The sequence below is a fragment of the Mycobacterium sp. E1715 genome (assembly GCF_001667625.1).
Classification (GTDB): domain Bacteria; phylum Actinomycetota; class Actinomycetes; order Mycobacteriales; family Mycobacteriaceae; genus Mycobacterium.
This window is the reverse complement of record NZ_LZJJ01000515.1, coordinates 1-11,984: the sequence shown is the minus strand read 5'-3', so window position 1 is coordinate 11,984 and position 11,984 is coordinate 1. Positions and strand designations below refer to the sequence as shown.

Here is an 11,984-nt window from a genome sequence, read left to right as displayed (position 1 = left end):
AAGGAGATTGGTTCATGTCAGATCGCGTCATCCTGGCGTATTCCGGCGGGCTGGACACGTCGGTCGCGATCAGCTGGATCGGCAAGGAGACCGGCCGCGAGGTGGTGGCCGTGGCGATCGACCTCGGCCAGGGCGGCGAGGACATGGAGGTCGTCCGCCAGCGCGCCCTGGACTGCGGCGCGGTGGAGGCCGTCGTCGTCGACGCCCGGGACGAGTTCGCCGAGGGCTACTGCCTGCCCACCATCCTGAGCAACGCGCTCTACATGGACCGCTACCCGCTGGTGTCGGCCATCAGCCGGCCGCTGATCGCCAAGCACCTGGTGGCGGCCGCCCGCGAGCACGGCGGCACCACCGTCGCGCACGGCTGCACCGGCAAGGGCAACGACCAGGTCCGGTTCGAGGTCGGATTCGCTTCGCTGGCACCGGATTTGGAGGTGCTGGCGCCCGTCCGCGACTACGCGTGGACCCGGGAGAAGGCGATCGCGTTCGCCGAGGAGAACGCCATCCCGATCAACGTGACCAAGCGCTCACCGTTTTCCATCGACCAGAACGTGTGGGGCCGCGCCGTGGAAACCGGCTTCCTGGAACACCTTTGGAACGCGCCCACCAAGGACATCTACGCCTACACCGAAGATCCCACGATCAACTGGAACACGCCCGACGAGGTGATCGTCGGGTTCGAGCGCGGGATCCCGGTGTCCATCGACGGCAAACCGGTGTCGGTGCTGGCCGCCATCGAGGAGCTCAACCGCCGCGCCGGCTGCCAGGGGGTCGGTCGGCTCGACGTGGTCGAGGACCGGCTCGTGGGCATCAAGAGCCGCGAGATCTACGAGGCTCCCGGCGCGATGGTGCTGATCACCGCGCACACCGAGCTCGAGCACGTCACGCTGGAACGCGAACTGGGCCGGTTCAAGCGGCACACCGACCAGCGCTGGGCCGAGCTGGTCTACGACGGACTTTGGTACTCGCCACTGAAGACCGCGCTGGAAGCCTTCGTCGAAAAGACCCAGGAGCACGTCACGGGCGAGATCCGAATGGTGTTGCACGGCGGGCACATCGCCGTCAACGGCCGGCGCAGCGCGCAGTCGCTCTACGACTTCAACCTGGCCACCTACGACGAGGGCGACTCCTTCGACCAGTCGGCCGCCAAGGGCTTCGTCTACGTGCACGGGCTGTCGTCGAAGATCGCGTCCCGGCGGGACCTGGCGGCCGACGAAGCGTGAGCACGCGCGAGGGCTCGCTGTGGGGCGGCCGGTTCGCCGACGGCCCGTCGGACGCGCTGGCCGCCCTGAGCAAGTCCACTCACTTCGACTGGGTGCTGGCCCCCTACGACATCGTCGCCTCGCGCGCCCACACCGTGATCCTGTTCCACGCCGGGCTGCTCACCGAAGAGCAGCGCGACGGGCTGCTGGCCGGGTTGGACAGCCTGGCCGAGGACGTGGCCGACGGCAGCTTCACCCCGCTGGTGACCGACGAGGACGTGCACGCCGCGCTGGAGCGCGGGCTGATCGACCGCGTCGGCCCCGACCTGGGCGGCCGGCTGCGGGCCGGGCGGTCGCGCAACGACCAGGTGGCCACGCTGTTCCGGATGTGGCTGCGCGACGCGGTGCGCCGGGTCGCCGACGCGGCGCTGGAGGTGGTGGCCACGCTCGCCGCCCAGGCCGCCGCGCACCCGACGGCGATCATGCCGGGCAAGACGCACCTGCAGTCCGCCCAGCCGGTCCTGCTGGCCCACCACCTGCTCGCCCACGCGCACCCGCTGCTGCGCGACGTCGACCGCATCGTGGACTTCGACAAGCGGGCCGCGGTGTCCCCGTACGGCTCCGGGGCGCTGGCCGGCTCGTCGCTGGGGTTGGACCCGGACGCGATCGCCGCCAAGCTGGGTTTTGCGGAGGCCGCGGACAACTCCATCGACGCGACCGCGGCCCGGGATTTCGCCGCCGAGGCCGCGTTCGTGTTCGCGATGATCGCGGTGGACCTGTCGCGGCTGGCCGAGGACATCATCCTGTGGAGCTCGACGGAGTTCGGCTACGTCCGGCTGCACGATTCGTGGTCCACCGGCAGCTCGATCATGCCGCAGAAGAAGAACCCCGACATCGCCGAGCTGGCCCGCGGGAAGTCCGGGCGGCTGATCGGTAACCTGGCCGGGCTGCTGGCGACGCTGAAGGCGCAGCCGCTGGCCTACAACCGTGACCTGCAGGAGGACAAGGAGCCGGTCTTCGACTCGGTGGCCCAGCTGGAGCTGGTGCTGCCGGCGATGGCGGGCCTGGTGGCCAGCCTGACGTTCGACGTCGAGCGGATGGCGGCGCTGGCCCCGGCCGGGTACACGCTGGCCACCGACATCGCCGAATGGCTGGTGCGCCGGGGCGTGCCGTTCCGGTCCGCACACGAGGCCGCCGGGGCCGCCGTGCGCGCGGCCGAGGGGCGCGCCGTCGGGCTCGACGAGCTCACCGACGACGAATTGGCCGCCATCAGCCCCGAGCTGACGCCCGAGGTGCGCGAGGTGTTGACGATCGAGGGCTCGGTGTCCTCGCGCGACCGGCGGGGTGGGACCGCCCCCGCCCGGGTCGCCGAGCAGCTCGAAGCCGTCCTGGCCGAGTGTGAGCAGCTCAGAGCGCGGCTCGGCGGCGGGGCATGAGATGACGCCGATTTACGCGCCGGTAAATTTGAACCGGACTAGAATTCCCGCTCAAGCGATGCGGCTGAACCTGTCGGGCCAGAACTTCGTCACCAAGGGGTGGGACCAATGAGCGTCGTTGCCGGCGTATTCGGTGCCTTGCCGCCGTATCGCTACTCCCAGCGCGAGCTCACGGACTTCTTCGTCAGCATCCCCGAATTCGAGGGCTACGAGGACATCGTCCGGCAGTTGCACGCCAGCGCCAAGGTCAACAGCCGCCACCTGGTGCTGCCGCTGGAGCGCTATCCCGCGCTGACTGACTTCGGCCAGGCGAACCGCATCTTCATCGAAAACGCCGTCGACCTCGGCTGCGAGGCCCTCTCGGGCGCCCTCGACGAGGCCGGCATGCGGCCGCAGGACCTGGACGTGTTGATCACGACGACGGTCACCGGCCTCGCGGTGCCGTCCCTGGACGCCCGGATCGCCGGGCGGCTGGGCCTGCGCGACGACGTGCGCCGCGTGCCGCTGTTCGGCCTCGGTTGTGTGGCCGGCGCCGCGGGCGTGGCCCGGCTGCACGACTACCTGCGCGGGGCGCCCGACGCCGCCGCGGCCCTGATCTCGGTCGAGCTCTGCTCCCTGACCTATCCGGGATACAAGCCGTCGCTGCCCGGCCTGGTCGGCAGCGCGCTGTTCGCCGACGGGGCGGGCGCGGTGGTCGCCGTCGGCGAGCGGCGCGCGGAAAAGGTGGCCGCGGGCGGGCCCAGCATCCTGGACTCGCGCAGCACGCTCTACCCCGATTCGCTGCGCACCATGGGCTACGACGTCGGCGCGGCCGGGTTCGAGCTGGTCCTGGCCAAGGACCTGGCCGAGGTGGTCGAGGAGCACATTGAGCAGGACGTCACCGGCTTCCTCGGCGCCCACGGGCTGACGACGACCGACATCGGCGCCTGGGTCAGCCATCCCGGCGGCCCGAAGATCATCGACGCCATCAACGCGAGCCTGAGCCTTCCGCCCGACGCGCTTGAACTGACCTGGCGCTCGCTGGGTGAGATCGGCAATCTTTCGTCGGCCTCGGTGCTGCACGTGCTGCGGGACACGCTGGCCAAGCCGCCGCCCAGCGGGAGCCCCGGCCTGATGATCGCGATGGGTCCGGGATTCTGCTCCGAACTCGTGTTGCTGCGCTGGCACTGAACTAAGGCGTTGCTTCCTGTGCCCCCCACACCTTCAGTGCTGTCATGACCGCCGACCCCGAGGAGCTCGTTAAGGCCCTCCGCGCCTCGCTCAAGGAAAACGAGCGGCTGAAGCGCGAGGCCCGCGAATACCTCGCCGCGGCAACCGAACCGGTGGCGGTGGTGGGGATGGGTTGCAGGTACCCGGGTGGGGTGGATTCGCCGGAGGCCCTGTGGCGGATGGTGGCCGAGGGCCGCGATGTGGTCTCGGACTTCCCGGCCGACCGCGGCTGGAACCTGGTTGGCCTGTTCGATCCCGACCCCGACGCGGTGGGCAAGTCCTATGCCCGCTGCGGCGGCTTCCTGGCCGACGTGGCCGACTTCGACGCCGCGTTCTTCGGCATCGCGCCCAGCGAGGCGCTCGCGATGGACCCGCAGCAACGGCTGTTGCTGGAGGTGTCCTGGGAGGCGTTGGAGCGGGCCGGGATTGACCCCGTCACCCTGCGCGGTTCGGCCACCGGCGTGTTCGCCGGCATCTTCCACGGCTCGTACGGCGGCCAGGGCAGGGTGCCGGGCCACCTGGAGCGCTACGGGCTGCGCGGTTCGACGCTGAGCGTGGCATCGGGCCGGGTTGCCTACGAACTGGGCCTGGAGGGCCCGGCCATTTCCGTCGACACGGCCTGCTCGTCGTCGTTGGTGGCCATGCACCTGGCGGCGCGATCGCTGCGGGCCGGCGAGTGCGACCTGGCGCTGGCCGGCGGCGTGACGGTGATGGCCACCCCGGCGATGTTCATCGAGTTCAGCCGGCAGCGTGCGCTGGCCGCCGACGGGCGGTGCAAGGCGTACGCGGGCGCCGCCGACGGCACCGGTTTCTCCGAAGGCGTCGGCGTGCTGGTGCTGGAACGGTTGTCCGACGCGCAGCGGTCGGGGCATACCGTGCTGGCGCTGCTGCGCGGATCCGCGGTCAACCAGGACGGCGCCTCGAACGGGCTGGCGACGCCGAACGGGCCGTCGCAGCAACGGGTGATCCGCGCCGCGCTGGCCGACGCGCGCCTGCGGGCGGCGGACGTGGACCTGGTGGAGGGACACGGGACGGGCACCACCCTCGGGGATCCGATCGAGGCGCAGGCGGTTTTGGCGACGTACGGGCAGGACCGGTCCGAGCCGCTGTGGCTGGGGTCGATCAAGTCCAACATGGGTCACACGTCGGCGGCGGCCGGCGCCGGCGGGGTGATCAAGATAGTGCAGGCGATCCGCCACGGGGTGATGCCCAAGACGTTGCACGTGGATGTGCCTACGCCGCACGTGGATTGGTCGGCGGGGGCGGTGTCGCTACTGACCGAGGCGCGGGACTGGCCGGCGCGGGACCGGCCTCGCCGCGCGGGGGTGTCGTCCTTCGGGATCAGCGGCACCAACGCCCACGTCATCATCGAGCAGCCGCCGCCCGAAAGCCCCGCGCCGGCGGGTGATGACGCCCCCGCGCCGTGGGTGCTGTCGGCCCGATCGACCGACGCGCTGGCCAACCAGGCGTCCCGGCTGCTGGCCCGGGTGAACGACGACCCGGGTCTGCGGGTGGTCGACGTGGCGTGGTCGTTGGTGTCGACGCGGTCGCGTTTCGAGCACCGCGCGGTGCTGGTGGGCGCCGACCGCGAGCGTCTGGCCGCGGGGCTGGCCGAGGTGGCGGCCGGCGAACCGGGTGCGGGCGCGGCGGTGGGCCGGGCGCAGCCGGTCGGCAAGACGGTGTTCGTGTTCCCGGGGCAGGGGTCGCAGTGGGCCGGCATGGGAGCCGAATTGCTGGACAGCTCGGCCGTTTTCGCCGAACACCTGCAGCGTTGCGAGAAGGCGCTCGCCGAACACCTCGACTGGTCGCTGGTCGACGTGATCCGCGGTGCGCCCGGCGCGCCGGGCTTGGACCGGGTGGACGTGGTGCAGCCGGCGCTGTGGGCGGTGATGGTGTCGCTGGCCGAGTTGTGGCGCTCGGTGGGCGTCGTCCCCGACGCGGTGATCGGTCACTCCCAGGGCGAGATCGCGGCGGCGTATGTGGCCGGCGCCCTCTCGCTGGAGGACGCGGCCCGGGTGGTGGCGCTGCGCAGCCGGCTGCTGGTGGAATTGTCCGGTGCGGGCGGCATGGTGTCGCTGGCATGCGGGCTGGGCCGGGCCGAGGAATTGATCGCCGGATGGGGCGAGCGGTTGAATGTCGCTGCCGTCAACGGGGTTTCGGCGGTGGTGGTGTCCGGTGAGGTGGGCGCCCTCGACGAGTTGATGGTCCGTTGTGAGGCCGACGGCGTGCGCGCCCGCCGCATCGACGTGGACTACGCCTCCCACTCCCGGCACGTGGACGCGATTCGTCCGGCGCTGGCCGAGGCGCTGGTCGGCATCGCGCCGCGAACGTCCTCGGTCGCGTTGTTCTCCACGGTGACCGGCGAACTGCTCGACACCGCCGCCCTGGACGCCGACTACTGGTACCGCAGCATCCGGCAGACCGTCCAGTTCGAGCGCGCCGTGCGCAACGCGTGCGGCGCCGGGTACGGGGTCTTCGTCGAATCCAGCCCGCACCCGGTGCTGCTGGCCGCCGTCGAGGACACCGTGACCGACTGCGGCGCCGGCGCTTTGGTGGTCCCGTCGCTGGGGCGCGACGACGGTTCGCTGCAACGGTTCTGGCTCTCGGCGGGCCAGGCCCACGTGGCGGGCGTGCCCGTGGACTGGCGCGCCGCGATCGCCGGTTTGGGCGGCCGTCGCGTCGACCTGCCCACGTACGGCTTTGCGCGGCAGCGCTTCTGGCTGCCGGGCGGCTCCACCGGTTCGGGCGACGTGGCCACCCTGGGCCTGGCCGGCGCCCGGCACGCGCTGGTCGGCGCGGTGGTGCAGCGGCCCGACTCCGGCGGGGTGGTGCTGACCGGCCGGCTGTCGACGGCTGCTCAGCCGTGGCTGGCCGACCACGCGGTCGGCGGCACCGTGTTGTTCCCCGGCGCGGCGTTCGTGGAGCTGGCCATCCGCGCCGGCGACGAGGTCGGATGCGGGGCGATCGAGGAGCTGACGTTGTCGGCCCCGTTGGTGCTGCCGGCGACCGACGGCGTGCAGGTGCAGGTGGTGGTCGGCGCGCCCGCCGCGTCGGGGGAGCGCGAGCTGTCGGTGTATTCGGCGGGCGCGCAATCGGAGTGGGTGCTGCACGCGCACGGCTCGGTGCGCCCGGCGGCGGTCGCGCCGTCCGCCGACCTGTCGGTGTGGCCGCCGGCGGGGGCGACGCCGGTGGACGTGGCCGACGGCTACGCGCGGCTCGCGGATCGCGGCTACGAGTACGGCCGGTCCTTCCGTGGGCTGCACGCGATGTGGCGGCGGGGGGACGAGATCTTCGCCGACGTCGCCGTGCCGGACGAGGCAGGCGGTCAGGACGGCGGCTTCGGGATACATCCGGTGTTGCTGGACGCGGCGCTGCACGCGATGGGCGTCGCCGCCGAACAAGGGCAAACCGTGTTGCCGTTCTCCTGGCAGGGGGTGTCGCTGCACGCGGGCGGCGCCTCGCGGGCGCGGGTCCGGATAGCGCCGTCCGGCACCGGGGCGGTGTCGGTCGAATTGGCCGACGGGTCCGGGCTGCCGGTGTTGTCGGTGCGATCGCTGGCGATGCGCCCGGTCTCGGCCGGGCAGCTGGCCGCGGCCGCCGCGCCCGCCGAGGGGCTCTTCGAGGTGGCCTGGTCGCCGATACCGTTGAGCGACAAGGGCTTCGACGCCACGCTGTGGGAGCCGGGCGCGCACGGCGCCCACGCGGTCCGGTCCGTGCACGCGGCCACCACCGAGGCGCTCGGCGTCCTGCAGTCGTGGTTGGCCGATCCGGAGTCCGGGACGCTGGCGGTGCAGACCCGCGGGGCGGTCGCGCTCGCCGGTGAGGACGTGGCGGACCTGGCCGGTGCGGCGGTGTGGGGGCTGGTCCGCTCGGCGCAGGCCGAGCAGCCGGGCCGGGTGGTGCTGATCGACTCCGACGGCTCGTTGGACGCCCGCGCCGTGATCGGTTGCGGCGAGCCGCAATTGGTGGTCCGCGCGGGCGTGGCCTACGCGGCCCGGATGCGGCAGGCCCGCGGCGGATCGGTGTTGCGGCTGCCGCCCGGTGACTGGCGGCTGGACGCGGGCGGCGGGGGCACGCTGGAGGACCTGGTGGTGGCCCCGAGCCCGCGGGTGGAACTGGAGGCCGGGCAGGTTCGCGTGGCCGTGGCCGCGGTGGGCGTGAACTTCCGGGATGTGTTGGTGGCCTTGGGCATGTACCCGGGCGGCGGACAGTTGGGGGCCGAGGGCGCCGGCGTGGTCGTCGAGGTCGGTCCGGGCGTCGAGGGCCTGGCGGTCGGCGATGCGGTGATGGGGCTGCTTGGCGTGGTCGGTTCCGAGGCGGTGGTGGACCGGCGATTGGTCACGCCGGTGCCGCAGGGCTGGTCGCTGGTCACGGCCGCGGGTGTCCCGGTGGTGTTTCTCACCGCGCTCTACGGGTTGTCGGTGCTGGCCGGCCTGCGGGCCGGCGAGCGGGTGCTGGTGCACGCCGCCACCGGTGGGGTTGGCATGGCCGCGGTCCAGCTGGCGCGGCACTGGGGCGCGGAGGTGTTCGCGACCGCGAGCCGCGGCAAGTGGGACACCCTGCGCGCCATGGGCTTCGACGACGACCACATCGGCGATTCGCGGACGCTGGACTTCGCGGAGAAGTTCTCGGCGGCCACCGGCGGGGCCGGGGTCGACGTGGTGCTCAACTCGCTGGCCGGTGAGTTCACGGACGCGTCGCTCCGGCTCTTGGCCCCCGGCGGGCGGCTCATCGAGATGGGCAAGACCGACGTCCGCGACCCGCGCGTCGTCGCCGAGGAGCATCGAGGCGCGCGGTACCAGGCCTTCGACCTGCTGGAGGCCGGGCCCGACCGCACCGCGGCGATGCTGGCCCAGATCGTGGATCTGATGCGCGATGGCGCCGTGACACCGTTGCCGCTCAAAACCTTCGACGTCCGCTGCGCTTCGGCGGCGTACCGGTTCGTCAGCCAGGCCCGGCACATCGGCAAGGTCGCGCTGACCATCCCGTCCGGGCCCGGCGCCGTGCTCAGCGGCTGTGGCGGGCTGGCCGGCGGCAGCGTGGTGATCACCGGCGGCACCGGCATGGCCGGTTCGGCGCTGGCCCGCCACCTCGTCGACCGCTACCGCGTCGGCCACGTGATGCTGGCCAGCCGGGCCGGCGCGGGGGCCGCGGGAGTCGCGGAGCTGGTGGACGAGTTGCGGGAGGCGGGCGCCGAGGTGTCGGTGGTCGCCTGCGACGTCGCGGACCGAGACGCCGTCGCGGCGATGCTGGCCCAGGTTCCGGCGCGGTATCCGCTGCGCGGTGTGGTGCACGCGGCCGGCGTCCTCGACGACGGGCTGATCGCCTCGCTGACCCCGGACCGGGTGGACGCGGTGCTGCGGGCCAAGGTCGACGGGGCCTGGCACCTGCACGAGCTGACCCGGGACCTGGATCTGTCGGCGTTCGTGGTGTTCTCGTCGATGGCCGGCATCGTCGGCACCCCGGGCCAAGCCAACTACGCGGCGGCCAACAGCTTCCTCGACGGCCTGTGCACCCACCGGCGGGCGCACGGGCTCGCGGGCCTGTCGCTGGCCTGGGGCCTGTGGGAGCAGGCGTCGGCGATGACGGCGCACCTCGGCGAGCGCGACAAGGCCCGGATGAGCCGGCTCGGCATCGCGCCACTGTCCACCCAGCAGGCGCTGGAATCCTTCGACGCCGGCATGCTGCTCGAGGCCCCGGTGCTGATGGCCGCCCGCCTGGATCGGATCGCCCTGTCCGACAACGCCGCCGCGCTGCCGCCGCTGCTGAGCGAGCTGGCCACCCGCACCACCCGCCGCGTCGTCGACGACGCCGACGCGACCGCCCTGCTGACCGGTCTCGCCGCGCGCCTGCACGGCCTGACCCCCGAGGCCCGCCACCGCGAGCTGGTCGACCTGGTCCGCGCGAACGCGGCGACCGTGCTGGGCCTGCCCAACCCCGCCGACATCGACCCGGGCCGCGCCTTCGGCGACCTCGGCTTCGATTCGCTCACCGCGGTCGAACTGCGCAACCGGCTGAAAACGGCTACCGGCCTTACCCTTTCGCCCACGCTGATCTTCGACTACCCCACGCCGGCCGCGCTGGCCGGGCACCTCGACGGCCACCTGTCCGCCGACCCGGTTGACGACCAGCCCGACCTGATGGCCCGCTTCACCGACATCACCCGCGAATTGCAGGCGTTGCTCGGCCGGACCGACTGGGACCCATCCGACAGGGCGGCGCTGCGGGCCCGCCTGCAGACTCTGCTCGCGGCCGTGGGCCCCGCCGATCACCTCGACCCCGAGGGCCTCGACGCCGACCTCGACGCCGCCAGCGAAAGCCAACTCTTTGCCATCCTCGATGAAGAACTCGGCCGCTGAGACCGCGATGCCGGATACCACGCAGCACGTCGACTACCTGAAACGCCTGACGGCGGATCTCCGTCGGGCGCGGCGACGCGTAGCGGAGCTGGAAGGCAAGCTGTCCGAACCGATCGCGGTGGTGGGCATGGCGTGCCGGTACGCCGGCGGGGTCGATTCGCCGGAGGCGCTGTGGGAGCTGGTGAACGACGGCCGCGACACGGTGTCGGACTTCCCGGCGGATCGCGGCTGGGATGTCGAGGGGCTCTACGACCCGGATCCCGACGCGGCCGGGAAGATGTACACCCGCCAGGGCAGCTTCCTGCGCGACGCCGCGGCCTTCGACGCGGGCTTCTTCGGGGTGGGCCCCAGCGAGGCCCTGGCGATGGATCCCCAGCAGCGGTTGATGCTGGAGATCTCCTGGGAGGCGTTGGAGCGGGCGGGGATTGACCCGCTGGCCTTGCGCGGCTCGGCGACCGGCGTGTTCGCCGGGGTCATCCACGCCGGCTACGGCGGCGAGGTGAAGGGAGAGCTGGAGGGCTACGGGCTGACCGGTTCGACCCTGAGCGTGACCTCGGGGCGGGTGTCGTACGTGCTGGGGCTGGAAGGCCCCGCGGTGTCGATCGATACGGCGTGTTCGTCCTCGCTGGTGGCCATGCATTTGGCGGCACAGTCGCTGCGCTCGGGGGAGTGTGACCTGGCGCTCGCCGGAGGCGTGACGGTGATGGCCACCCCGGCCGCGTTCGTGGAATTCAGCCGGCAACGGGCGCTGGCCCCCGACGGCCGGTGCAAGGTTTACGCCGGCGCCGCGGACGGCACGTCGTGGTCGGAGGGCGCGGGCGTCCTGGTGCTGGAGCGCCTCGCCGACGCGCGACGGCTGGGGCATCCGGTGGTCGCGGTGCTGCGCGGTTCGGCGGTCAACCAGGACGGCGCCTCCAACGGGCTGACCGCACCGAACGGGCCGTCCCAGCAGCGGGTGATCCGGGCGGCCCTGGCCGACGCCGGGCTGACCGCTGCGGACGTCGACGTGGTCGAAGGCCACGGCACCGGAACGGTTCTGGGCGATCCGATCGAGGCCCAGGCCCTGCTGGCGACCTACGGGCAGGACCGGCCGGCGGACCGGCCGCTGTGGCTGGGATCGATCAAGTCCAACATCGGTCACACGTCGGCCGCCGCGGGGGTGGCCGGCGTGATCAAGATGATCCAGGCGATGCGGCATGGGGTGGCGCCCAAGACGCTGCACGTGGATGTGCCGTCGCCGCACGTGGACTGGTCCTCGGGCGCGGTGTCGGTGCTGACCGAACCCCGGTCGTGGCCGGCGCGCGACGGGCAGCGCCGCGCGGGGGTGTCGTCGTTCGGGATCAGCGGGACGAACGCCCACGTAATCGTCGAGCAGCCGCCCGCCGAGCCGGAACCCGTTGCAGCTCAACATGATCAACCGGACGCGGTGCTGCCATGGGTGGTGTCGGCCCGGTCGGCCGAGGCGTTGGCCGCGCAGGCCGGGCGGCTCTTGGCATACCTGGACGCCGAGCCCGCTCTGCGCGCCGTGGACGTGGGCTGGTCGCTGGCCACTACCCGGGCGGCCCTGGAGCACCGCGCCGTGCTGGTGGGCGGCGACCGGGACGCCCTGATGGCGGGGCTGGCCGGGGTGGCGTCCGGGGCGCCCGGCCCGGGCGCGGCGGTCGGGCGAACCCGCCCGGTCGGTAAGCGCGTGTTCGTGTTCCCCGGCCAGGGCTCCCAGCGGCTCGGGATGGGACGGGAGCTGTACCAACGCTTTCCGGCCTTCGCCCAGGCCTTCG

General features: G+C 72.7%; 5 protein-coding genes. All 5 read left to right on the top strand.

Features of this window, described 5'->3' with window-relative positions; all coding sequences use genetic code 11:
* The first annotated feature begins 14 nt into the window (after window positions 1-14).
* The gene (locus A9X03_RS25220; protein ID WP_068263535.1) at window positions 15-1,223 is read left to right on the top strand and encodes an argininosuccinate synthase; all 1,209 of its coding nucleotides are present in this window, start codon (window positions 15-17) and stop codon (window positions 1,221-1,223) included.
* A complete protein-coding gene (gene argH, locus A9X03_RS25215; protein WP_068263532.1) occupies window positions 1,220-2,638 on the top strand; it encodes an argininosuccinate lyase in 1,419 nt (472 codons plus the stop codon). Before A9X03_RS25220 ends, argH begins: the two co-directional genes overlap by 4 nt.
* 108 nt (window positions 2,639-2,746) lie before the next feature.
* A complete protein-coding gene (locus tag A9X03_RS25210; RefSeq protein WP_067754907.1) occupies window positions 2,747-3,808 on the top strand; it encodes a type III polyketide synthase in 1,062 nt (353 codons plus the stop codon).
* 44 nt (window positions 3,809-3,852) lie between these two features.
* On the top strand, window positions 3,853-10,206 hold the full coding sequence (locus tag A9X03_RS25205; RefSeq protein ID WP_068263529.1) for a type I polyketide synthase: 6,354 nt from the start codon (window positions 3,853-3,855) through the stop codon (window positions 10,204-10,206).
* A gap of 7 nt (window positions 10,207-10,213) precedes the next feature.
* Window positions 10,214-11,984 (top strand): type I polyketide synthase (locus tag A9X03_RS25200; RefSeq protein ID WP_197696144.1); only part of this gene is annotated, 1,771 nt, incomplete at its 3' end.

Coding starts and splice junctions, on each gene's coding strand:
- A9X03_RS25220 (WP_068263535.1), top strand. CDS start 15: ATGTCAGATCGCGTCATCCTGGCGTATTCCGGCGGGCTGGACACGTCG.
- A9X03_RS25210 (WP_067754907.1), top strand. CDS start 2,747: ATGAGCGTCGTTGCCGGCGTATTCGGTGCCTTGCCGCCGTATCGCTAC.
- A9X03_RS25205 (WP_068263529.1), top strand. CDS start 3,853: ATGACCGCCGACCCCGAGGAGCTCGTTAAGGCCCTCCGCGCCTCGCTC.